Source organism: Xanthomonas sp. NCPPB 2632 (genome assembly GCF_041228075.2).
Classification (GTDB): Bacteria; Pseudomonadota; Gammaproteobacteria; order Xanthomonadales; family Rhodanobacteraceae; genus Luteibacter.
Genome location: NZ_CM192979.1, coordinates 3,931,243 through 3,953,141, shown reverse-complemented (window position 1 = coordinate 3,953,141; position 21,899 = coordinate 3,931,243). Strand labels below are relative to the sequence as shown.

The window sequence follows — 21,899 nt, the reverse complement described above, 5'->3', positions numbered from 1 at the left end:
GCCATGACCCACGACACCTCACGCCGCTGGCAGATGCTGGCGATCATCGCGGTTATCGTTTTCATCATCTGGCTGCTCGCGCCGGTCCTGATGCCGTTCGCCATCGCCGGCATGCTCGCCTACCTGGGCGATCCCCTGGCCGATCGCCTGCAACGCCTGGGCATGGGGCGTGGCTGGGCTGTCAGCATCGTTTTCACCGTCATCACACTCGTCTTCGTCGGGGTATTGCTCCTGCTGGTGCCCCTGATCGAGCACCAGTTCGAGAACCTGTCGGAGAACCTGCCGCGCTACGTGGACTGGGTGCGCACCACGGCCCTGCCGTGGATCCAGGTGCGCCTGCACCTGGACGCCAACGTCTTCGATACCGATCGCCTGCTGGCGACCATCCGCGAACACATCGGCTCGGTCGGCAGCATGGCCGCCGCGGCGATGACCAAGCTCACCCAGTCAGGCATGGGCGTGGTGATGTGGCTGACCAATCTCGTGCTGATCCCGGTCGTGGCGTTCTACCTGCTCCGCGACTGGGACACCATGATCGCGCACATCCAGCGCCTGCTTCCCCGTTCCATCGAGCCCACGGTGGTGCGCCTTGCGCGTGAGTCCGACCAGGTGCTGGGCGCCTTCGTCCGCGGCCAGCTGCTGGTGATGCTGGCCCTGGGCGTGTTCTACGGCCTCGGGCTGACCCTGGTCGGCATTTCGATCGGTCCGCTGATCGGCATGGTCGCCGGCCTGCTCAGCTTCGTGCCCTACCTCGGCTTCATGATCGGCTTCGCCGCCGCCCTGATCGCCGCGCTGGTGCAGTACGGCGACTGGACCCACGTGATCCTTGTCGGCGTGGTGTTCACCGTGGGCCAGTTGCTGGAAGGCTACGTGCTGGTGCCGCGCCTGGTCGGCGGCAAGATCGGCTTGCACCCGGTCGCGGTGATCTTCGCCGTACTGGCCGGCGGTCACCTGTTCGGCTTCCTCGGCGTGCTGCTGGCCCTGCCCGCCGCCTCGGTGGTGGTCGTGCTGCTGCGCTACGTGTTCGCGCGTTATCGCGAGAGCGACCTCTACATGGAGCCCGCACCGCCTGCACCGGTAGCGCACAAGCTCGATGTGGACGTGGATGTCGACGTGCGAGTGCGACCGCGGCCGGACGATCCCCTGCCGCCGGTCGATCGCGTTCCATGAGCACCCAGCTTCCCCTCGCCTTGCGCTGGCCGCGGCGCCAGCGCTTCGAGCACTTCCACGCGGGCGACAACGCGGCCGCCGTGGAAGCCGTTCGTGCGGCGGCGGTCGATGCATCGGCACCCTGGGTGTTCGTAGCGGGGCCGCTTGGCAGTGGGCGCACGCACCTGCTGATCGCGGCCTGCCAGGCCGCCATCGATGCGGGGCGCACCGCGCAGTACCTGCCGCTGGCCGGCTTGCGCGGGCCGCGGGCCGCCGCCATCCGCGGCATGGCCGGCAGCGATGTCCTGGCCATCGACGATATCGATACGATCGCGGGCGAGGCCGACGCCGAGCACGCCTTGTTCGACACGTTCAATGGCTATCGTGCCGAGGGCTGCACGCTGCTGTTCTCGGCCCTGGGTGCGCCGGTGTCCCTGGATATCGCGTTGCCCGACCTTCGCTCGCGGCTCGGGTCGCTGACCCAGGTGCTGCTCAAGCCGTTGGCCGATGCCGAGCGCCGCGCGGTGTTGCGCGAGCAGGCCGGTGCCCGTGGCATCGAGCTGGACGACGTGGTGCTGGACTGGCTGTTCGCACACCACGCCCGCGACCTGGGCACCTTGCTCGACCTGCTGGATACCCTCGACCGCGCGTCACTCGCCGCACAGCGACGGGTGACGGTGCCGTTCCTGCGCAACCTGCTGAAGAACGACTAGAGATCGATCTGGCCGATCAGCTCGCGGTGGGCGGGCGTGTTATCCCTCACGCCGTACACCTTCAGTTGCTTCGACTCGGGCCAGTGCTCGACGATCAGGTACGTGCGCTGCGAGGCCGAGCCGCTGAGGAACACCGGAATGTCGTCGGCACCACCCCTGTCGTAGCGACCCATGCGTTCGTGAAGGTGACCCGCGAAGATGGCCGCCACCTTGTGTCGCTTCAGCAGCTTCTGCAGGTCGTTCGACTTGCCCGACCATGAGGTGCGCAGCGTGTCGGGCTGATGGGTATGGACCAGGACCAGATCGCTCACGCGCGGGTCGCTGTACTCGGGCAGATGCTCCTCGAGCCACGGCACGCTGGACGTTACCCGGTAGTGGTAGCTGTAGGAGCCGAAACCCCAGTCCATGCTGGCCGAATACTCGGGAAAGTTATTGAGCTGGAACTGGATGACGCGGTCCCAGCCGTCGGCCGTGAACGCATACGACCAGCTGCCTTCCTTGCGAATGCCGCCTGAGGGGTAGGGCGTCGCCAGCATGTCGAAGCCGAGCACGTTGCTTCGGGTCCGATGCGAGTGCACGTGGTGGGCCAGGTTGTCCAGGGCCTCCATCGCGCAGTAAAGCAGGTTGCACACGGCGTTGGTCAGGTTGTTCTGGTAGTCGTGATTGCCCAGGCCGTAATACAGCTCGTTGCCCAGGGTCGCGAACAGTTCGCTGATCTTCTGCTGCTCGGATCGCTTGCTCTGCGAGGTGATGTCGCCGTTGACGATCACGGGGATCGACTGCCCTGGATACTGGCGGCGAAAGGCATCGATGCTCCGGTACTGTTCGCGGATCAACGACTCCGCCAGGGCCTTGTCGGCCTTGTCCGAATGTTCGCCCGCGTCGGTGGCGGGGGTCCATGGGTATTGCGGGTCCGAGGTGAGCACCATGATTCGGGGCTGTTCCGCATGGGCCGCGGCGACGGCAAGGAGCGCTGTCGCCAGCCATGAGGCGCGGGCTCCCGCCGCCCGGAAAGGGTTGCATTTTTTCATGACGACGTCCTTGTTCGTTGCGTGTGTCGGGGTCAGACGGTGTCGACGTCGACGGTAGCGATGAGTTCGCGTCCTTCCGGATCGTTGTTGCGTACGGCGAAGACGCGCAGCACCCTGGCCACGGTGTCGTGCTCCACGATGAGATAGGTGCGCTGGCTGGCGGACCCACTGAGGAAGACCGGCACGCCGTTGATGCTCCTGTACTGGCCCAACCGGAAATGCAGGTGGCCCGCGAAGACCGCGGCGACGTGGCCGGTGACCAGCGCTTCGCCGAAACCGTCCGAATAGCCATCCGCGGAATGCATATGCACGACGGCGAAATCGTAGGCCCGGTCGGCTGGTGTGCCGTACCTGGGCACGCCGAGGTGGGTGTCCAGCACGTTCTTCAGCCAGGGTAGCGACGAACCAATGTCGAAGCGTGCCGGACGGATGCCTTCGGTGGACGCGAAGGAGACCTCGTAGGTCGGGTAGTTGTTCAGCTGCACCTGGAGTACTCGCTCCCACCCCGGCGCCTTGATGGCGTAGGCGAGGCTGCCTTCATAGCGATTACCGGGAAAACCGGGATAGGCGCTGAAATCGAATGACACCTTGTCGGTTTTTGCCGTGACGTGCTGCACGAGCCCCAGCACGCTGTCGCGTGCGCAGCCGTTGTTGTAGCAACCCGATCCATCCTTGCCACGAATGTTGTTCTGGTAGTCGTGGTTACCCAGTCCCAGGTAAACATGGTCGCCCAGGATGCCCAGTAGTTCGTCCATAACCGCGCGTTGCCAGGCGTGCCCGTAGGCCGTGAGGTCGCCATTGACGAAGACGGGAATGGTCTGGTCGGGCCGCCTCGCGCGGTAGGCGGCGATGCTGCGGTATTGCTCCTCGATCAGTTGCCGGGAGCGGCTGTTGCGCACCTCGTCGGTTTCGCCCGACGTGTCTGTCCACGGGTACTGGGGATCCGAGGTGACGATCATGGTCTCGACCGTCGCATGCGCGGAAGGCCCATGAAACAAGGCGGTCAGGCCTGCTGCGAACGCGAACGCGAACCGGGTGCATGGTAAGGGGATAGGGAACATGCTGAACTCCTTGTCGGCCGAAGGCTGGCGAACGTCCTGTTCGCGACGACAAGGTACGCTGCCTAAGACGCCATGGTCTGTAGGGCAACGGGAAGCTGCGGCGAGGGATTGCCCTCGCCGCGTGTCGGATTATTCCCCGAGCAGGCGCGCCGTAGCGTTCGCCTTGATGACTTCGGTCATCGCGGCGGCCACCTTGTGGTTGCCGGCGATGATGTTGCCACTCTCGGGCAGGCCTTCGCGGCCGGCGAAGTCGCCGTACACGCCGCCGGCTTCGCGGACCAGCAGCGCGCCCGCGGCGATATCCCAAACGTTGAGGCCCGGCTCGAAGAAGCCGTCCATGCGACCGGCGGCCACGTAGGCCAGGTCGAGCGCGGCGGACCCCATGCGGCGGATGTCCTCGGCTTCCTTGAGCAAGGCCGAGGTCATGGCCAGCTGCGGCTCGAGGTGGTTACGCGCACGGTAGGGATAACCCGTGGCGAGCAGGGCGCCGGCGATGCCTTCGCGCTTGCCGACCCGGATGCGGCGGTCGTTGAGGTAGGCGCCATCGCCCTTGCTGGCGGTGAACAGTTCATCGCGCAGGGGATCGAACACCACGCCGTAGACCGGCTCGCCCTTTTCCACCAACGCGATGGACACGCAGAAGTGGGGGATGCCGCGCAGGTAATTGTGGGTGCCGTCCAGGGGATCGATGACCCACACCAGCGGGCCCTTGCCGATCTGCCCGGATTCCTCGCCGAGGATGGCATGGGTGGGGTAGGCGCGGCGCAGTTCCTTGATGATTTCGGCTTCGGCGAGGCGATCCACCTCGGAGGCGAAATCCATCCGCTGCTTTTCGACGACCGCAAGGCCTTCGAGACGATTCATGTAGCGCAGGATGATGTTTCCTGCGGAGCGCGCGGCACGCGACGCGACGTTGACGGCGGGTCTTGGCATGGATATCGACTTGGTAAAAGAACGGGGGAGGGCGGTCGGGCCGCCTCGGTCGACGAGTCTATCACCCGCATGCCCCATGCCCAAGTCATTGCCGTTGTAGACTTTCCGGCCCTCGTCCAGCCTGCCCGTCGCCCATGGCCCTTTCCGAACTCAACGATCGCTTCCGCTTCGTCCTGGTCCGCACCTCGCACTCGGGCAACATCGGCTCGGCGGCGCGTGCCATGCGCACCATGGGTTTCGACCGGCTCACGCTGGTGGCGCCGCATCGCTTTCCCGATCCCGAGGCCACCGCCCTGGCGGCCGGCGCCGACGACGTGCTCGGCCAGGCGGCCATCCACGACGATCTCGTGGCGGGCCTGGCCGGCGCCACGTTTTCGCTGGGGCTGTCGGCACGCCGCCGCGGCGTCAACCTGCCCGAGCTCGATCCCCGCGAAGGCGCCGCCCAGGCGATCGCCGCGGCACGACGCGGTGAGCAGGTCGCCCTGGTCTTCGGCAACGAGCGGACGGGCCTGGAGAACGACGAGCTGGCACGTTGCCATGCCATGGTGCGTATCCCCAGCGTCGACGATTTCAGTTCTCTGAACCTCTCGCAGGCGGTGCAGGTGGTGGCCTACGAGCTGCGTACGGCGCTGCTGGCGGACGAGGCGCCGGTCGTCGTGCCGCCGAGCCTCGATGCGGATGCAGCCCCCGCCGACGCCGAACAGCTCGAGCGCTTCTTCACCCACTTGGGCGAGATGCTCGACGACATCGAGTTCCACAAGGGACGCTCGCCCACCACGATCATGCTCAAGCTGCGCAAGCTGTTCCTTCGGGCCCGCCCCGAGCTGCGCGAGTTGCGCATCCTGCATGGCATCCTCGCCGATGCGCAGCGCATGGCGTCGATGGCGCACGGCAAGGACTGAGCCGCGCCATCCGGCGGCTAGAACAGGTCGCGGGCGAAACCCAGCAACGGGCGGCTGAACGTGGCCGAGGCGATGACGATCGCCAGCGTGCTCGTCCATACCGCCACCAGCAAGGCACCGTCGCGCTCCACCAGTGCAAAGGCGAACGCGATCAGCATGCCGCCGAAGACGTAATTGGTGAAGGGGATGGGCAGGGCGAGCAGGATCCCGATCAGGATCATGACGGCGCCCGACACCAGGGTGAACGGGCGCCGGGTCAGCCGTTGCAGGCGCGGCTGGCAAAGTCTCTCCAGGCGCCGGGTCACCGGTTCGATGCGGTCGAGGAACCGCAGCAGTCCGTCGCGGGAAAGCGTGCGGCGCCGCAGGAAGCCGGGTATCCATGGATGCTCCAGGCCGACCAGCATCTCCAGTCCCAGCGCCACCACCAGTACGCCCATGACCCCGCCGACGCCCAGCGGCACCGGGATGAAATTGGGAATGGCCAGCAGGAGCAGCAGGAACCCGAAGGCGCGCCGCTTCAGGGGCTCGAGCAGGTCTTCCAGCGTAATCCGCTCACCGGGTGCGGCATGCAGGGCCGCACGCAACAGGGCGGCAGTCTTTTCTTCGCGAGGTTCGGCGACGGTCATGCCAGGACTGTCGCGGGTCGGGTTTGAACCCGTGCTTTACGTGGCGTACCTCACGGGGGCTCAGTCCGCGCCAGCCGACGGCTCGTTGCCCGCGGGGCCGACCAGCACCTTGTCGATACGGGCGCCGTCCATGTCCATCACCTCGAAGCGGTTGCCTTGCCAGACGAACGACTCGCCGGCCCGGGGGATGTGCCCGAATTGCGTGGTCATCATGCCGGCGACGGTGCGGAAGTCGTGGTCTTCCTCGTTGGGCAGCTGGTCGTTCTGCAGCAGCTCGCGCAGGTCGTCGGCCGGCAGGCTGCCGTCGATCAGCCAGCTGCCGTCGTCGCGCCGCACGATGGGGCCTTCGTGTTCGTCGTCATCCGACGCGGGGGCGGTGGCGCCGATCACGGCGGTCAGCAGGTCGTTGAGCGTCACCAGGCCCTCGATGTCGCCGTACTCGTCCACGGCCAGGGCCAGCTGCGTATCCGCGTCGCGAAACGCCTCCAGCAGGTCGAGCGCCCGCGCGGTGGACGGTACGAAAAGCGGCTTGACCACCCGCGCGAACAGGTCGAACTCACCCCGCTCGAAGCCGGCCACCAGCGATTTCACCTCGACGGTGCCGATCACCTCGCGCTCGTCGCCGCGGTAGACCGGATAGCGGGAAAACTGCGATTCGCGCAGCACCTCGAGGTTGTCGTCCCGCGAGGCCGCCACGTCCAGCCAGGCGATCCGCATCCGCGGGGTCATCACCGAGCCCACGGCGCGATCGCCCAGCCGCAGCACGCGGTTGACCATGTTGCGCTCGTCGCTGTCGAGGATGCCTTGCTCGGCGCTCTCCGCCACCAGCAGCCGGATCTCTTCTTCGGTGGCGGCCGACGAGGTGCCGGCCCGGTTCAGTCGCAGCAGGTGCAGGATGCCGCTGGACAGGTGGTTGAGCAGCCACACCATGGGCAGGGTGATCCGCGAGATCACCAGCATGGGCACGGCGATCTGGCAGGCGATGCGTTCCGGCGCGGTCAGGGCGGCGCGCTTGGGCACCAGCTCACCGATCACGATCTGCACCAGCGACATGTAGATGAAGCCGGTCAGCCAGCCGGCTATGCGTGCGTACGGCTCGAGCCAGGCCGGACCGCCCCCGTGCAGCAGCTGGGCGAAGTGCTCGCCCAGCCGGTCGCCTGCGATGGCGCCGGTCACCAGGATGATGAGGGTCATCCCGACCTGCACCGTGGACAGGAAGCGTTCCGGGGACTCGGCCAGCTGCAGCGCCACCCGGGCGCGGCGGCTGTCGCGCGACATGGCCTTCAGCCGGCTCTTCCGCGAGGCGACCACCGACATCTCCGACAAGGCGAAGAAGGCGTTACCCAGGGAGAGCACGAGGACGAGCAGGAGTTCGGTGAGCATCGGGGGCTTATATAGCAGACCTGCCTGCTTCGGGTCGTGGACGGTAGAGGCATACCCCGCGCCGCTCCGGTAACATTAGCGTCACATTTCTCCCGTTCCCCCAGGCGACGCCATGTTTTCTCTCCAGACGATTTTCGGCAAGGGCGACAAGTTCTACGGTCTGCTCGAGGCCAGCGCGGAAGCCGCGCGCGAAAGCGCCCGGGCCATGCACGAGCTGGTCACCCAGACCGACCGCACCCCGGTGATGGCCGCCTTCAGCACGGCGCGCGCCCGCGAGAAGGCCCTTCACGGGCAGATCGGCGAGGAACTGGTCAACACCTTCGTCACCGCGCTGGACCGTGAAGACATCGAGGCGCTGAATTCCGCGCTCTACAAGATCCCCAAGACCATCGAGAAGTTCGCCGAGCGCTATGTGATCGTCGCCGAACGCCTGGGCGGCATCGATTTCGGCCAGCGTGCGGTGCTGCTGGAGCGCTCGGCCGAGGTGGTGGTGCAGATGATCGGCCAGCTGCGCCACGGCCTGAAGATCGACCCGGTGAAGAAACTGCGCGACCAGCTCCAGGCGCTGGAGTCGGAAGCCGACCGCTTGCTGCTCGACCCCTACCGCACCCTGTACGCCGAGGGCTCCGATCCGCTCAAGGCCATCCTTGCCAAGGATCTGTTCGAGCTGGTGGAGAAGGCGGTCGACAAGTGCCGCGATGTCGGCAACGTCGTCTATTCCATCGTGCTCAAGAACTCCTGACGGCGGCCGCCCCATGAGCATGGTTATCGCGGTCGTCCTGATCGCCCTGGCGTTCACGTATATCAACGGCTTCCACGACACGGCGAACTCCATCGCCACCGTGGTGGCCACCAAGGTGCTGACCCCGGGCCAGGCGGTGCTGCTGGCCGCCGTCACCAACCTGGCCGGTGCGCTGTGGGGCACGGCCGTGGCTGCGACCATCGCCTCCGGGCTGGTCGACTCGGGGGTGGTCGACGTCGGCTCGCACCTGCTGATCAGCGCGCTGCTGGGCGCCACCATCTGGAACCTCATCACCTGGTGGATGGGCCTGCCGTCCAGCTCCAGCCACGCGCTGGTGGGTGGCCTGTGCGGCGCCGCCCTGGCCGCGTCCGACGGTAACCTGCACGCGATCATCTGGTGGCAGGGTGGCGCGCACTGGTGGCTGGGCAAGGGCGTCGTGCCCAAGGTGATCGTACCGATGATCGTCTCGCCCTTCCTCGGTTTCGTCATCGGCTTCCTGCTGATGGGTGCGCTGTATGCCTTGCTGGGCTTCTTCTCCCGGCAGAAGGGTCGCCTGCACCGCTTCGGCCGCACGCCCTTCGTCAACAGCTTCTTCGGCAAGGCGCAGATCCTCTCCGCCAGCGCCATGGGCCTGTCGCACGGCATGAACGACGCGCAGAAGAGCATGGGCATCATCGCCCTGGCGCTGGCGGGTGCTACCGCCGCCGGCCAGTTCGATCACCTGCCCACCGTGCTGCACTTCCTGCGCATCCCGTACGACCCCGCGGCGGCCGGCGGTTTCCCGATCCCGGTCTGGGTGAAGGTGGTCTGCGCGCTGACCATGGCCGGCGGTACCGCGGGCGGCGGCTGGCGGATCATCAAGACGCTGGGCCACAAGATGGTGAAACTGCACCCGATCAACGGATTCGCGGCGGAAGGCAGCTCGGCGGCCGTGATCCTCACCGCCTCGATGCTAGGCGTGCCGGTGTCCACGACCCACAACGTTTCCGCGTCGATCATGGGCGTCGGTGCGGCCAAGCGGTTCAACGCCATCCGCTGGTCGGTGGTGGAGCGCATGGTCTGGGCATGGATTCTGACCCTGCCGATTACTGCGGTGCTGGGGTATGTGCTGGTGAAGTTGGGGCGGCTGTTTTACTGATTTTTCCGAATAGGCTTTTTCGCTGTTAGGGCTCGCCTTCGGCATCGCGATTAGCCTTGGAGCCTTGGGCGTTGGAGCAAGAGCCGGCGGGTAGCCCCCTCGGTGCCACACCTGCGGCGACCCGCTAGGGAAGGGCCGCTCCGCGGCCGTGCACCTGATTCGCGCACATCGTGCGCTCCTACCCGTGCCACATCCGGGTCGGGCTTCGCCCGGGGATTTTTGATTCGCCATCCATGGCTCAGCAAAAATGGCCGGCCGTCCTGGCCGGCCCCGCTACGCGGCCTTGTCCGTTCGAAGCCCTCGCCTGCGGCTACCGGCACCGAGGGGGCTACCCGCCGGATCTTCCCGAAACTGAGGTGGCGTGTTGGGCGAGCAGCGAGTGGCGGTGAACGATGTAGTGGTCAGGGTATGGCGTCACCGCGTTGTTGGCGTTTCGCCCACATCGTGGGCTCCTACGCTAGGGGTAGGGCAGGTTGTGGAACGCGTGATCCGCGGGCTGGGTAGGAGCGCACGCGTGTGCGCGAACCCTCAACACCACCCAAGGCGGCTGATGCCGTGCGCATCAGGCAAGCGAGCGTTCCCAACAACGAAGCGAAACCTGGCTCTTAGCTTTTCCCACACGCAACCTCAGTCCGTGAAAGAGCCGGCGGGTGCCACCCTCGTGGCCGGTAGCCGCAGGCGAGGGCTTCGAACGGACAAGGCCCGAAGGGGGCCGGCCAGGACGGCCGGCCGTTTTCGCGAGACAGGAAGTCGAGTCGAAAACCCCCGTTCGAAGCCCGACCCGCCCCGTAGGGGAATAGACATACGGCCGCGGAGCGGCCTTTCCTTGACGGGTCGCCGCAGGCGTGGCCGCGAGGGTGGCACCCGCCGGCTCTTGCTCCACGACCTAAGGCTCTTGCACCCTGCTTAAAGCGCGTCAGCTTCCCCATTGACCAACTGCTCCAACTGGTCCCCCGTCGTGCCCAGTTCTTCAACGATGCGCGCCAGTTCCCGTTCGTCCAGGTAGTCGTAGGGCCGGTTCTCGCACAGGTGCAGGTAGGGCGAACCATCGAGGTCGGCCTCGGCGAGGTAGCCGGTGCGCTGCTCCCAGTTGAAGCGCAGGCAGCGGCGCGCATCCACACCGGACAGCGGGCCGACGGGGGTGGACAGGCGCAGGAAGCGCTGGCCGTCGGCGTCTTCCAGTTCGGCCAGGTAGATGCCCTGGTGCCGGCCGTCCGGCAGTTCCAGGTCGAAGCTGATGAGGTAAGGCTCGTTGTGGCGCAGCTTGTGGATGCCGCCGACGTGAGAGCGAAGTGCTTCGAAGTGCCGCATGGTGGCCTTGTCGATCTGTCCTTGGGGATACCGATGGTACGCTCAACCTCCCCGGCGAACATGCACGAAACGACCATGACCGATGAACGGGACGACCACGCGGCACGCGCCCTTCGGGCGGCACGGATCATCGCGGCGGTCGCGGCCATTCCGCGTGGGCGGGTGGCCAGTTACGGTGCCATCGCGGCCCGTGCCGGCTACCCGGGCAGGGCACGGATGATCGGCCGTGTGCTGGGCGAGGCGCCCGACCGGGCCACGCTGCCCTGGCATCGGGTGCTCCGCGCCGACGGTCGCATCGGCATTCCGCCGGGCACGCGCGGCTTCCGTGAGCAATGCCGCCTGCTGAAGGCCGAGGGCGTTACCGTGAAGGACGGCCGGGTGCCGATGAGTGCCTTCGGCCTGGACCATGACCTGGACCGGGCCCTCTGGGGTGGCTGAGTCGCCTCAACGGTAGGTGGTGTCTACCACCTTCCAGTGAGCGGCGGGATCGCGCCGCAGCGCGTGGTCGAGCAGGGCGGCGTGGATATCGGCCAGCGCCTGCGGATCGTCGAGTACATGGACCGTCGCCGCGGCCGGGTGACCCGGCGGACAATCGGGGCGGTGGTCCCGCATGACGCACGTGGCCTCGATGATCGCGCCGGTGAAACCGATGAGCCCACCTTCGGCACGGGTGCCAGTCGTGAAGGCCATCAGGCAGACGGCCAGGGCGACCGGCAGGGTACGGGCGGCAATGGTGTGGTGCATGGGCGCTCCTCGTGGAGACACAGGGCCGGCGGATGCGTCGCGGGGCAACCGGCCTGGTGTCATTAGCTGCCCGACCGCTTGCCGGGACTATCACCTTCCTCCTGTAACGGCGTAGGCCTACCTCAGCTTTAGCTGCCGCCAACAGCCGATCGGGCGCGTCCGTTTGTTAGCATGTGCGGATGCAGTCCCAGGCCCTCGATCTCCTCAGCACCGTTTTCGGTTACCCCGGATTCCGCGGCCAGCAACAAGCCATCGTCGAGGAGGTCGCCGGCGGCGGCGACGCCCTCGTGCTCATGCCCACGGGTGGCGGCAAGTCGCTGTGCTTCCAGATTCCCGCCCTCATGCGCCCGGGCACCGGCATCGTGGTGTCCCCCCTGATCGCGCTGATGCAGGATCAGGTCGATGCGCTCACCGAGGCGGGTGTCCGCGCCCGCTACCTCAATTCCAGTCTCGACGCCGCCACCCAGCGCGAGGTGGAAGAACTGTTGCTCGCCGGCGAGCTGGACATGCTCTACGTCGCGCCGGAGCGCCTGATCACCGGGCGCTTCCTCGGCCTGCTCGATCGCATTCCCATCGCCCTGTTCGCTATCGACGAGGCGCACTGCGTATCGCAGTGGGGGCACGACTTCCGCCCCGAATACCGCGAACTGGCCATCCTGCACGAGCGTTTCCCCGAGGTACCGCGCATCGCGCTCACCGCCACGGCGGACGAGCGCACCCGTGAGGAAATCGTCGACCGCCTGGGCCTGCACGAAGCCCGCCGCTTCGTGTCCAGCTTCGACCGTCCCAACATCCGCTATCGCGTGGCGCCGCGCCAGAATGCGCGCCGCCAGCTGCTCGATTTCCTCGACGCGCATCGTGGCGAGGCCGGTGTCATCTATTGCCTAAGCCGACGCAAGGTGGACGAAACCGCCGCTTGGCTCGCCGAAGCCGGCGTGGACGCGCTGCCCTACCACGCGGGCCTGGATGGCGATGTCCGCATGCGCCACCAGCAGCGATTCCTGCGCGAGGACGGCATCGTCATGGTCGCCACAGTGGCCTTCGGCATGGGCATCGACAAGCCCGACGTGCGCTTCGTCGCCCATCTCGACCTGCCGCGCAGCATGGAGGGCTACTACCAGGAAACCGGGCGCGCGGGCCGCGACGGCCTGCCGGCGGAAGCGTGGATGATCTACGGCCTGGGCGATGTCGTGACCATGAGCCAGATGATCTCCCAGTCCGACTCCGGCGACGACCGCAAGCGCGTCGAGCGACTCAAGCTCGATTCGCTGCTGGGCTATGCCGAGGCCACGCGTTGCCGACGCCAGTTGTTGCTCGAGGCCTTCGCCGAGGTCTATCCGGAGCCCTGCGGCAACTGCGACAACTGCCTGGTGCCGCCGAAGACCTGGGATGCCACCACGGCGGCGCAGAAGGCGATGTCCTGCATCTATCGCAGCGGCCAGCGTTACGGCGCCGGGCACCTTATCGAGATCCTGCGCGGGGAGGCCGGCGAGCGCGTGCGCGACCTGGGCCACGACAAGCTCAGTGTCTTCGGCATCGGCGCCGACATGGACGCCACGCAATGGCGGTCGGTGTTCCGCCAGTTGCTGGCGGCCGGCCTGGTCGAGGCCGACCCGGAAGGCTTCGGCACCCTGCGCCTGTCCAGGGAGAGCGGCCCGGTGCTGCGCAGCGAGCGCCGGGTGTGGCTTCGTGAGGATGCCCGGCCGGCGAAGGGCCGTCGCTCCGGCTCGCGGCCGGCGCCTGCCGTGGCCGGCGGCTCGCTGGGTATCGAGGAAATCGAGATGCCCCTGTGGAACGAGTTGCGCCGCGTCCGCGCGGAACTGGCCAAGGCGCACGGCGTGCCGGCCTACGTCATCTTCCACGACGCCACGCTGCTGGCCATGCTGCGCGCGCTCCCGGAAAACGAAGACGAACTGGGCTCGATCAGCGGCGTGGGCGAGAACAAGCTCAAGCGTTACGGCAAGGATTTCCTGGCCGTGCTGAACGCGCCCGCCTGACATCCCTGCGCGGCACATCCGACATCGTCGCGCGCTTGAGGTTATGCTCAAGTGTGCGCCACGACTGAAAAAAATCCCGTGCGAGTGCTTGCGTGCCACCCTCGGCATCCCCAACTCCAGGGGGATTGCCCGACATCGCTACGTTCGCCAGTTCGACGTGACCAGACGAGGGTGCATGCCGTGATCCACGAGATCACGGCCAACGACGACTCAGGGAGCCGCCCATGCACGACGCCACGCCACTCATCGCCACCATCGTCGGTGGCCTCGTCCTCGCCTTCCTCTTCGGCGCCATCGCGCATCGGTTGCGCCTGCCCGTGCTGGCGGGCTACCTGCTGGCCGGCGTAGTGGCCGGGCCATTCACGCCGGGGTATGTCGCCGATGCGGGCATCGCACAGGAGCTTGCCGACCTCGGTGTCATCCTGCTGATGTTCGGCGTGGGCCTGCACTTCTCCCTGAAGGATCTTCTGGCGGTCAAGGCGATCTCCATTCCCGGCGCCGCGGTGCAGATGGGCGTGGCCACCGGCCTGGGCATGTTGCTGGGCTGGGGACTGGGCTGGCCGATGGCGCAGGGCTTCGTGTTCGGCCTCGCGTTGTCCGTGGCCAGCACGGTGGTGTTGCTGCGGGCCATGGAGGAACGTCGGCTGCTGGATACCGATCGTGGCCGCATCGCCGTGGGCTGGCTGATCGTCGAAGACCTGGCCATGGTGCTGGCGCTGGTACTGCTGCCGGCCATCGGCGGCTTCCTGGGCTCGGAGCAGGGCGACAATCCGCCCAGCATGGCGGCCCTGGCCGAGACGGTGGCCTGGACCATCGGCAAGGTGGTGGTGTTCGTGGCGATCATGCTGATCGTCGGCAAGCGTGTAATCCCGTGGACGCTGCAGGCTGTCTCCAGCACGGGTTCGCGCGAGCTGTTCCGGCTGGCGGTGCTGGCCATCGCGCTCGGCGTGGCCTTCGGCGCCGCGCACCTGTTCGACGTGTCGTTCGAGCTCGGGGCCTTCTTCGCCGGCATGATGATGGGCGAATCGAAGCTGTCGCAGCAGGCCGCGGAAGAAACGCTGCCGCTGCGCGACGCCTTCGCGGTGCTGTTCTTCGTCTCCATCGGCATGCTGTTCAACCCGCATATCCTGGTCGAGCACCCGTGGATCGTGCTGGCGGCCTGCCTGATCATCATCGTCGGCAAGTCCGTGGCGGCGTTCGGTATCGTGCTGGCCTTCGGCCGTCCGCCGAAAACCGCGCTGACCATCGCCACCAGTCTTGCCCAGATCGGCGAGTTCTCGTTCATCCTCGCCGGCCTGGGCGTGTCGCTCAAGCTGCTCAGCGAAGAGGCTCGCGACATCCTGCTGGCCGCGGCCATCGTCTCCATCCTGATCAATCCGCTGCTGTTCGGTGCGCTGGATCGCTGGATCGCCCGCCACGACAACGACGCCCCGGACGAGCACGCCGATCCCGCCCTCGCCGGGCACACCGTGCTGGTCGGCTTCGGTCGGGTGGGGCGTCGTGTGTTCTCCGAATTGCAGGCCACCGGGGCGCGCACGCTGGTCATCGAGACCGACGAAGACGCGGTGCGCGAGTTGCGCGAGCAGCACGGTGCGGAAATCCTCATCGGCAACGCCGCCGCGGCGCCCGTGCTGGCCGAGGCCAACCTCGCCGGCGCGCGCGCGCTCATCGTCGCCGTGTCCGATCCGTTCGAAGGCGGCCAGATCGTGCGCGCCGCCCGCGCCCTGCGCCCGGACCTGCCGATCGTGGCGCGTGCGCATTCGCAAGAATGTGTGGCTCATCTCGATGGCCTGGGTGCCACGCAGGTGATTTACGGCGAGCAGGAGGTGGCGCGCAGCATGTTCGCCGCGGCGGCACCGCCACAGCCCTCGTCAGGACACTGAGAGGGCGCGTCTCGTCCGTCCGGATACGTCGTTCTAACGCGCCGCTGGCTACCGTTGATGGGACTACCCGCCCGCAACGAGGAAACGATGGCATCCCGGATCGAAGATTACGCGATGCTCGGCAATTGCCGAAGCGCCGCGCTGGTGGCCATGGATGGATCGATCGACTGGCTGTGCCTGCCACGGTTCGACTCCGCCGCCTGTTTTGCCGCCCTGCTGGGCCATGAGGGCAACGGCCGCTGGCGCATCGCGCCGGCCGATCCCGATGCCACGGTGAGGCGCGGCTACGTCGACGGCTCCCTCGTCCTCGAGACCGAGTGGCGTACCGCCACGGGCGTGGCGCGTGTCATCGATTTCATGCCCTTCGCGGACGAGCAGGTCGGGGTCACGCGTATCGTCGAAGGCGTAGAAGGGCGCGTCGATTTCGAAGCCTCGCTGACCATCCGTTTCGACTACGGCAGCGCCGTGCCCTGGGTGACCCGCGTGGACGGCCAGACGCTGACGGCCGTCGCCGGCCCCGACATGCTGGTGGTACGCAGTCCCGTCGCCGTCGAAGGCGAGGGTATGCACAGCGTGGCGCGTTTCGCGGTGAGCAAAGGCGATTCCGTGCCGTTCGTGATGGCATGGGGAGCCTCGCACCTGGCGCCTCCCGAAGCGATCGATCCCTACGATGCCCTGGTCAAGTCGCTGGCTTTCTGGGAAGACTGGTCCGGTCGCTGCAACGACAGCGGCGAATGGAGCGACATCGTCCGTCGCTCGCTGGTGGTCCTCAAGGGCCTAAGCTACCTGCCCACCGGCGGCATCATCGCCGCGCCCACCACCTCGTTGCCGGAGCAACTGGGCGGCGAGCGCAACTGGGACTATCGCTACTGCTGGGCACGCGACGCCACGTTCGTCCTCTCCGCCTTCGTCAACGCGGGGTATCACGACGAAGCTACCGCCTGGCGCGACTGGGTACGTCGTGCGGTGGCCGGCTCGCCCGACCAGCTGCAGGTGCTGTACGGCATCGCCGGCGAGCGCCGGCTCGAAGAATACGAACTGGACTGGCTGGAAGGCTACGAAGGCGCCAAGCCGGTCCGCGTGGGCAACGCGGCTTCGCGGCAGTTCCAGCTCGACATCTACGGCGAACTGGTCGGCGCGTTCTCCCATGCCGTGAAGAACGGCGTGGCGCTGGAGCCCGAAGCCGACGATGTGCAGGGCGTGTTCCTCGAGCACCTTGCCAGCATCTGGCGCAAGCCGGACGAAGGCATCTGGGAGATCCGCGGCGAATCGCGCCACTTCGTGCACTCCAAGGTCATGGCGTGGCTGGCCTTCCAGCGCGCTTCAGAGCAGAACCGCGAAGGTCGCGACCCCGCGTTCGCCGCGCGCTGGCGGACGATCGCAGACGAGGTCAAGACCGACATCCTCGCCAAGGGCGTGGACCCGGAACGCGGCTGCTTCGTGCAGTCGTACGGTTCGAAGGAACTGGACGCCAGCCTGCTGATCGTCACGCTGACCGATTTCCTGCCGCCGGACGACCCGCGCATCGTCGCCACCGTCAAGGCGGTGGAAGAAGACCTCCTGGTGGATGGTTTCGTCCTCCGTTACGACACGAGCAGCGGCGTGGACGGCCTGCCGCCGGGTGAAGGCCAGTTTCTTCCCTGCAGCTTCTGGCTGGTCGAGAACTACGTGCTGCAAGGGCGCCTGGACGAGGCCCGCGAGCTGTTCGTCCGCCTGATCGGCCTGGCCAATGACCTCGGTTTGCTTGCGGAGGAGTACGATCCACGGTCGAAACGGCTGCTGGGCAATTTCCCACAGGCTTTTTCGCACGTCGCGCTGGTCAATGCCGCCTTCAGCCTGGCGCATGGTTCCAGCGCGACCGCCGACATCCACGCCACCCCAGACGCCCACCATCCCCAAGGAGTCCGTGCATGAGCCCCGCCCCCACGAAGCGCGTCACCTCCCGCGCTCACCCGGCCGACCCGTGTACCGTCGTGATCTTCGGCGCCGCCGGCGACCTCACCAGCCGCCTCGTCGTACCCGCGCTCTACAACATGCGCCGCACCGGGCTGCTGTCCGACAACTTCTCGATCATCGGCTTCAACCACGGCAAGATGACCGACAACGCGTGGCGCAAGGGCCTGCGTACCTCCCTCGAAAAGTACGTGGCCAACGGCGGCGGCAAGCTCGATGAAGAGGCCTGGGGCTGGCTCAGCGCACAGATGACCTACCACGCCGGCGACTTCGACGACCTCTCCGCCTTCCAGAGCCTGGCGGTGAAGTTGCGCGAGACCGAGCGCCGCCGCGGCACGCAGGGCAACGTCCTGTTCTACCTGGCTACGCCCGAGCGTTTCTTCGGCGACGTGATCGAACAGCTGCACGAAGCCGGCCTGGTCGAGGAGGGCAGCACCGAGGGCGCTGCCTGGCGCCGCGTCATCATCGAAAAGCCGTTCGGCCACGACCTCGCCTCGGCGCATGCGTTGAACGAGCGCATCCTCAAGGTGCTGCGCGAAGACCAGATCTACCGCATCGATCATTTCCTCGGCAAGGAAACCGTGCAGAACATCATGGCGTTCCGCTTCGCCAACGGTTTGTTCGAGCCGATCTGGAACCGCGACCGCATCGACCACGTGCAGATCACCGTGGCCGAGACTGTCGGCGTGGAGCGGCGTGGCTCGTTCTACGAGCAGACCGGCGCGTTGCGTGACATGGTGCCCAACCACCTCTTCCAGCTGCTGGCCATGGTCGCCATGGAGCCGCCCACGTCCTTCGATGCCGAGGCCGTGCGCACGCGCAAGGCGGAGACCATCGAGGCGATCCGGCCGATCCAGCCCGAGGACGCCGTGCGTGGCCAGTACGGCCCGGGCGCGGTCAATAACGAACTCGCCACCTCCTATCGCGAGGAACCCGATGTGGCGCCGGACTCGGTCACCGAGACGTTTGTCGCGCTGAAATTGTCGATCGACACCTGGCGTTGGTCCGGCGTGCCCTTCTACCTGCGCACCGGCAAACACATGGGGCGACGCACCACGGAGATCGCCATCCGCTTCAAGTCCGCGCCATTCGCCCCGTTCCGCGGCACCGGCATGGACGCGTTCGGTCCGGACTGGCTGGTCTTGCAGATCCAGCCCGACGAAGGCATCTCGCTGCAGTTCGACGTGAAGCGTCCAGGCCCGCGCGTGGAACTCGCGCCGGTGCGCATGGACTTCAAATACGCCGACTGGTTCCGCGCCGAGCCCAACGTGGGCTACGAAACCCTGCTGTACGATTGCATGACCGGCGACGCCACGCTGTTCCAGCGTGCGGACATGGTCGAAGCGTGCTGGCGCGCGGTGCAGCCCATCCTCGACGATTGGGCCCAGCGCACGCCGGCCGACTTCCCGAACTACGCCTCGGGCAGCGCCGGTCCGGCTTCGTCGGACACCTTGCTGGCGATGGGTGGCCGTTCCTGGCGCCCGCTGAACTCCGCCGCGGAGTTGAATGCGCGGCGCACGGCCAAGCCGCGAACCGACGTGTTGCCGTCCTCGACGAAGTCGGCCGGCGGCCGTGCCCCGACGAAGCGTGCCGCGGCGAAAAAGGCACTGCGGGCGACGTCGGTGAAGAAGGTTGTCGGGAAGAAGGCGGCAGTGAAGAAGACCGCGGTAAAGAAAGCAGCGGTAAAGAAAGCAGCGGTAAAGAAAGCCACCGTGAAAAAAACTGCGGTGAAAAAAGCCTCGACGAAGAAAACCGCGACGAAGAAAGTCGCCGCCCCACGCAAGCCGTCGACGAAAAAGTCCGCCTCCCGCCGCACGCGCGCGTAGGAGCCCACGGTGTGGGCGAACCCTCACCGCGACTAGCGCGAGTGAGGGCGCCCATGGCTATGGCCGGATGTCGGGTTCGGTGACACCGGCGTCAGGGTAGAGCGGCTTCGTTTTGCGTTTGGAAACGCCTTTGTCGGTGTGGGGTGCGGCTTCTTTCGACAGATACAGGTTCAGGGTTCGCGCACATCGTGCGCTCCTACGCCTGCGGTCGTTCGGCGTTCGGGTTGTCATCCTTCAACCATCGTGTTTGTCGTGGTCGTCGTGGTGGGGCGGGGCGTGGTTCTCGTGTTGTTGCTGACGCGGTGCCGGTCGCTCGTGCGCCTGGTCGTTGCGGGGCTGCGGTTGAGACGGCGGGCGCTGCTCGGGTCGCAGCGGGGGACGTGTCATCGACGGCTGGGCCACGCGGTTTTCCTCGCGCTCCGCCGGCATGCGCGATGGCTGCGTACGTTCTTGCTGCATGCGTTCGGGCTGCATATGCTCGGGCTGCATGCGCGCCGAGGGCTGCGCGCGCGTGGCCGCCTGTTCCTGGGCGGCACGGCCAGCATCGAAATTGTGGGCACGCTCGCCCACCTCGTGCACGTTGGCTACGCGGGGGTCCTGCACCTGCTGACGGTTGGCCTGCGGCGGCACATGCGCGATGGTCGGATTTTGCTGGCCCGCCCGCGCGGCACGTTCTTCCCCGGGGTTGGCGGCATGTGCCGCGGCGAACGCTGCCGCCGGCGGCTGGCCGGGGCGCGCTCCCACCGGAAGCGTACCGCGAGGGTCCGCACCCGGCACCGTTCGTTGCTGCTGAGGCAACGCGGGCCGCGCGTCGGCCGCCGTCGGGCGCGCCATCGCGGCCGTGAAGTTGGGCCGCTGCATGTGCTCGAAATCCGGGCGTTGCCGCACCTGCGCCGCCTGTGCCGCCTGTGCCGCCTGCGGGGCATTGCGCATAGCCAGGTTGCCGTTGTCGTGGCGGTTGTCCACGTTGCCGAAGTCGTGCCGGTTGTCGACGCGGTTATCGACATTGCCGTTGTCGTGCCGGTTGTCGATGTTGACCGACCGGTTGACGTAGTTGTTGTTCACGGTGCGGTTGATGGTGGTGCGATTCACCACATACGGGTGGTTGTCGTAGACGACGGCGGGGCGACCGCCGTAACCGCCGCCGTAACCGCCATCGCGCGGCCCGCCACCCCACGAGGTGTTCCACTCGTTCCATCCGCCGTGCGGACGGTCGTAGTGTGCGTGCGAGGCGAACAACTGGCCGACCAGGATGCCCGCGCCGAACGACACCAGCCCCGTGGCGACCACGTCGCCGGTGGTGGCGGGCGCCTGGTACCAGTGCGTTCGGTACACCGTCGAGTACACGGGTTCGCCGTAGACCACGTCGGGATCGTAGTGCGGCACGTAGACGACATCCGACTGGGCCGGTTCGATCACGATCGTGCGGGTGGGCGCGGGAACGATCGAGGTCTCCGTCGTGGTGGTCGTAGTGTATGTCCGCGGAGGCGGCGCCTGGTCGATCCTCACCACCTGCTGCTTGCTGCTCTTGAGCGTGCCGCGCGTGCATGCGCGCTCGCGCATCGCCTGGATGGCGTTGAGCACGTCGGTTGGTTCGTTTGCATAGGCGTCGCCCAGGGCGGCCGTCCAGTCGCGGTTGGTCGACAACTGGTCGAGCACCGCGGGAAAGGCGACCAGCGACTTCACGCTCGGGTCCCAGGGCTGCGCGTCCGCTGCATCGATCAGGGCACCGCCGGTCAGGTTGCGGTTGTCGCCCAGGAAGCTGCGCGCGGCATCGACCTGGTCGGGATGCGTCGACCCGGCCAGCGTCAGGGCGACCAGCTTGTCGGGAAAGAGGGCGATGGGCGAGACCAGCGCGTAGAGCTGGTCGGCCGTCGGCGGTACATAGCCAGGTGCCGGAGCGGTGCTGGCGTCGCTCGCCGGGCCGGCCGCCGGGGCCGGAGCATTGGCGGCGTTGTCGGCCTCGGCCGGCGGCGTGCGGTTGCACGCGCCAAGTACCGCGGCCAGCGATGCGGAAAGAAGGGTGGTGCGGACCACATGCAGGCTCACGCGTTTCATGGTGGAGCTCCTTGCAGACATCAGGGGCGGAGAAGTGATTCGCCCGCAGATTCGTTCCCTGCGGGTGACTGGTGGCTGTCTGTGGACCCCTGCGAGGCGTTGCGGCGCAAAGTCGTTCATCCCCGCGTCGGACTTCGCGAGAAGCTGCGAGGTGCGGCGACGTTCTTGCGTGAAACCAGGGCATTCGTGCGTTCCCCACGCGTAGGAAATGCAGGCGCCGATGCGCGAGCCGGCACGTTTCTGGTTGCAGTGCAGCAAAACACCCAGCTCGCTCCACCCTGCAGGTTTGCCGGTAATGCATGCCCCGTAAACGCGCGCATCGGCGCCGTTCCGTGCAGTACGCCATGCGAAGGAGTTCGCATGGATCGATCTAAGTGGCCTGTATTTTTTCCGCAGTGCAGTAAAAGGACGTTTACATAATTCCTGCGAATACATGCAGTTGTATTTAC

Annotated in this window: 18 protein-coding genes; 10 read left to right on the top strand and 8 right to left on the bottom strand. The window is 67.0% G+C overall.

Going from position 1 to position 21,899, the window contains the following annotated elements:
* Positions 1 to 3 precede the first annotated feature (3 nt).
* Together AB8808_RS16935 and hda are read left to right on the top strand one after the other, a co-directional pair.
* Positions 4 to 1,170, top strand: a complete 1,167-nt coding sequence (locus AB8808_RS16935; protein ID WP_369930732.1) for an AI-2E family transporter — start codon at positions 4 to 6, stop codon at positions 1,168 to 1,170.
* On the top strand, positions 1,167 to 1,862 hold the full coding sequence (hda, locus tag AB8808_RS16930) for a DnaA regulatory inactivator Hda (protein ID WP_369930731.1): 696 nt from the start codon (positions 1,167 to 1,169) through the stop codon (positions 1,860 to 1,862). Before AB8808_RS16935 ends, hda begins: the two co-directional genes overlap by 4 nt.
* Here the strand turns inward: hda and AB8808_RS16925 are convergent.
* From AB8808_RS16925 to AB8808_RS16915, 3 genes are all read right to left on the bottom strand, one after another.
* Entirely contained in the window at positions 1,859 to 2,893 is a 1,035-nt protein-coding gene (locus tag AB8808_RS16925; RefSeq protein WP_369930730.1) for a metallophosphoesterase family protein, read from the bottom strand. The genes hda and AB8808_RS16925 overlap by 4 nt on opposite strands.
* 32 nt (positions 2,894 to 2,925) lie before the next feature.
* On the bottom strand, positions 2,926 to 3,954 hold the full coding sequence (locus AB8808_RS16920; RefSeq protein WP_369930729.1) for a metallophosphoesterase: 1,029 nt from the start codon (positions 3,952 to 3,954) through the stop codon (positions 2,926 to 2,928).
* A gap of 129 nt (positions 3,955 to 4,083) precedes the next feature.
* Positions 4,084 to 4,887: an inositol monophosphatase family protein gene (locus tag AB8808_RS16915; protein ID WP_036140046.1), complete on the bottom strand. Its 804-nt coding sequence runs from the start codon at positions 4,885 to 4,887 to the stop codon at positions 4,084 to 4,086.
* A 134-nt stretch (positions 4,888 to 5,021) separates the two neighbouring features.
* Here AB8808_RS16915 and AB8808_RS16910 point away from each other — a divergent pair, with 134 nt between their 5' ends.
* On the top strand, positions 5,022 to 5,789 hold the full coding sequence (locus AB8808_RS16910) for an RNA methyltransferase (protein WP_369930727.1): 768 nt from the start codon (positions 5,022 to 5,024) through the stop codon (positions 5,787 to 5,789).
* Between the two features lie 17 nt (positions 5,790 to 5,806).
* Here the strand turns inward: AB8808_RS16910 and AB8808_RS16905 are convergent, their stop codons facing one another.
* Positions 5,807 to 6,415: an exopolysaccharide biosynthesis protein gene (locus tag AB8808_RS16905; RefSeq protein WP_369930726.1), complete on the bottom strand. Its 609-nt coding sequence runs from the start codon at positions 6,413 to 6,415 to the stop codon at positions 5,807 to 5,809.
* A gap of 60 nt (positions 6,416 to 6,475) precedes the next feature.
* Complete coding sequence (locus tag AB8808_RS16900) at positions 6,476 to 7,798, bottom strand: hemolysin family protein (protein WP_369930725.1); 1,323 nt, start codon at positions 7,796 to 7,798, stop codon at positions 6,476 to 6,478.
* Positions 7,799 to 7,910: 112 nt separating this feature from the next.
* Here AB8808_RS16900 and AB8808_RS16895 point away from each other — a divergent pair, with 112 nt between their 5' ends.
* Both AB8808_RS16895 and AB8808_RS16890 read left to right on the top strand, forming a co-directional pair.
* Positions 7,911 to 8,540, top strand: coding sequence for a DUF47 domain-containing protein (locus tag AB8808_RS16895; RefSeq protein ID WP_036140049.1), 630 nt, complete (start codon positions 7,911 to 7,913; stop codon positions 8,538 to 8,540).
* Positions 8,541 to 8,553: 13 nt separating this feature from the next.
* The gene (locus AB8808_RS16890; RefSeq protein ID WP_369930724.1) at positions 8,554 to 9,678 is read left to right on the top strand and encodes an inorganic phosphate transporter; all 1,125 of its coding nucleotides are present in this window, start codon (positions 8,554 to 8,556) and stop codon (positions 9,676 to 9,678) included.
* Positions 9,679 to 10,584: 906 nt separating this feature from the next.
* On the opposite strand, the gene AB8808_RS16885 is transcribed toward AB8808_RS16890, so the two are convergent.
* Positions 10,585 to 10,989, bottom strand: a complete 405-nt coding sequence (locus AB8808_RS16885; RefSeq protein WP_354514575.1) for a hypothetical protein — start codon at positions 10,987 to 10,989, stop codon at positions 10,585 to 10,587.
* A 75-nt stretch (positions 10,990 to 11,064) separates the two neighbouring features.
* On the opposite strand from AB8808_RS16885, the gene AB8808_RS16880 reads away from it, so the two are divergent.
* On the top strand, positions 11,065 to 11,427 hold the full coding sequence (locus tag AB8808_RS16880; RefSeq protein WP_369930723.1) for an MGMT family protein: 363 nt from the start codon (positions 11,065 to 11,067) through the stop codon (positions 11,425 to 11,427).
* Positions 11,428 to 11,433: 6 nt separating this feature from the next.
* On the opposite strand, the gene AB8808_RS16875 is transcribed toward AB8808_RS16880, so the two are convergent.
* Complete coding sequence (locus AB8808_RS16875) at positions 11,434 to 11,733, bottom strand: fimbrial protein (RefSeq protein WP_369930722.1); 300 nt, start codon at positions 11,731 to 11,733, stop codon at positions 11,434 to 11,436.
* A 179-nt stretch (positions 11,734 to 11,912) separates the two neighbouring features.
* On the opposite strand from AB8808_RS16875, the gene recQ reads away from it, so the two are divergent.
* The 4 genes from recQ to zwf all read left to right on the top strand — a co-directional run bounded on the left by recQ (position 11,913) and on the right by zwf (position 19,392).
* Entirely contained in the window at positions 11,913 to 13,730 is a 1,818-nt protein-coding gene (gene recQ, locus AB8808_RS16870) for a DNA helicase RecQ (RefSeq protein ID WP_369930721.1), read from the top strand.
* A gap of 224 nt (positions 13,731 to 13,954) precedes the next feature.
* Positions 13,955 to 15,613, top strand: coding sequence for a YbaL family putative K(+) efflux transporter (gene ybaL / locus AB8808_RS16865; protein ID WP_369930720.1), 1,659 nt, complete (start codon positions 13,955 to 13,957; stop codon positions 15,611 to 15,613).
* A gap of 87 nt (positions 15,614 to 15,700) precedes the next feature.
* Positions 15,701 to 17,527, top strand: coding sequence for a glycoside hydrolase family 15 protein (locus tag AB8808_RS16860; protein WP_369930719.1), 1,827 nt, complete (start codon positions 15,701 to 15,703; stop codon positions 17,525 to 17,527).
* Complete coding sequence (zwf, locus tag AB8808_RS16855; protein ID WP_369930718.1) at positions 17,524 to 19,392, top strand: glucose-6-phosphate dehydrogenase; 1,869 nt, start codon at positions 17,524 to 17,526, stop codon at positions 19,390 to 19,392. The genes AB8808_RS16860 and zwf overlap by 4 nt, the downstream gene beginning before the upstream one ends.
* A gap of 234 nt (positions 19,393 to 19,626) precedes the next feature.
* Here zwf and AB8808_RS16850 read toward each other — a convergent pair whose 3' ends face one another.
* Entirely contained in the window at positions 19,627 to 21,450 is a 1,824-nt protein-coding gene (locus tag AB8808_RS16850) for a DUF3300 domain-containing protein (RefSeq protein ID WP_369930717.1), read from the bottom strand.
* Positions 21,451 to 21,899 lie beyond the last annotated feature (449 nt).

What these genes read in the sequence shown, in the direction of transcription:
- AB8808_RS16935 (WP_369930732.1), top strand. Translation starts at nt 4, where the DNA reads ATGACCCACGACACCTCACGCCGCTGGCAGATGCTGGCGATCATCGCG.
- hda (WP_369930731.1), top strand. Translation starts at nt 1,167, where the DNA reads ATGAGCACCCAGCTTCCCCTCGCCTTGCGCTGGCCGCGGCGCCAGCGC.
- AB8808_RS16925 (WP_369930730.1), bottom strand. Translation starts at nt 2,893, where the DNA reads ATGAAAAAATGCAACCCTTTCCGGGCGGCGGGAGCCCGCGCCTCATGG.
- AB8808_RS16920 (WP_369930729.1), bottom strand. Translation starts at nt 3,954, where the DNA reads ATGTTCCCTATCCCCTTACCATGCACCCGGTTCGCGTTCGCGTTCGCA.
- AB8808_RS16915 (WP_036140046.1), bottom strand. Translation starts at nt 4,887, where the DNA reads ATGCCAAGACCCGCCGTCAACGTCGCGTCGCGTGCCGCGCGCTCCGCA.
- AB8808_RS16910 (WP_369930727.1), top strand. Translation starts at nt 5,022, where the DNA reads ATGGCCCTTTCCGAACTCAACGATCGCTTCCGCTTCGTCCTGGTCCGC.
- AB8808_RS16905 (WP_369930726.1), bottom strand. Translation starts at nt 6,415, where the DNA reads ATGACCGTCGCCGAACCTCGCGAAGAAAAGACTGCCGCCCTGTTGCGT.
- AB8808_RS16900 (WP_369930725.1), bottom strand. Translation starts at nt 7,798, where the DNA reads ATGCTCACCGAACTCCTGCTCGTCCTCGTGCTCTCCCTGGGTAACGCC.
- AB8808_RS16895 (WP_036140049.1), top strand. Translation starts at nt 7,911, where the DNA reads ATGTTTTCTCTCCAGACGATTTTCGGCAAGGGCGACAAGTTCTACGGT.
- AB8808_RS16890 (WP_369930724.1), top strand. Translation starts at nt 8,554, where the DNA reads ATGAGCATGGTTATCGCGGTCGTCCTGATCGCCCTGGCGTTCACGTAT.
- AB8808_RS16885 (WP_354514575.1), bottom strand. Translation starts at nt 10,989, where the DNA reads ATGCGGCACTTCGAAGCACTTCGCTCTCACGTCGGCGGCATCCACAAG.
- AB8808_RS16880 (WP_369930723.1), top strand. Translation starts at nt 11,065, where the DNA reads ATGACCGATGAACGGGACGACCACGCGGCACGCGCCCTTCGGGCGGCA.
- AB8808_RS16875 (WP_369930722.1), bottom strand. Translation starts at nt 11,733, where the DNA reads ATGCACCACACCATTGCCGCCCGTACCCTGCCGGTCGCCCTGGCCGTC.
- recQ (WP_369930721.1), top strand. Translation starts at nt 11,913, where the DNA reads ATGCAGTCCCAGGCCCTCGATCTCCTCAGCACCGTTTTCGGTTACCCC.
- ybaL (WP_369930720.1), top strand. Translation starts at nt 13,955, where the DNA reads ATGCACGACGCCACGCCACTCATCGCCACCATCGTCGGTGGCCTCGTC.
- AB8808_RS16860 (WP_369930719.1), top strand. Translation starts at nt 15,701, where the DNA reads ATGGCATCCCGGATCGAAGATTACGCGATGCTCGGCAATTGCCGAAGC.
- zwf (WP_369930718.1), top strand. Translation starts at nt 17,524, where the DNA reads ATGAGCCCCGCCCCCACGAAGCGCGTCACCTCCCGCGCTCACCCGGCC.
- AB8808_RS16850 (WP_369930717.1), bottom strand. Translation starts at nt 21,450, where the DNA reads ATGAAACGCGTGAGCCTGCATGTGGTCCGCACCACCCTTCTTTCCGCA.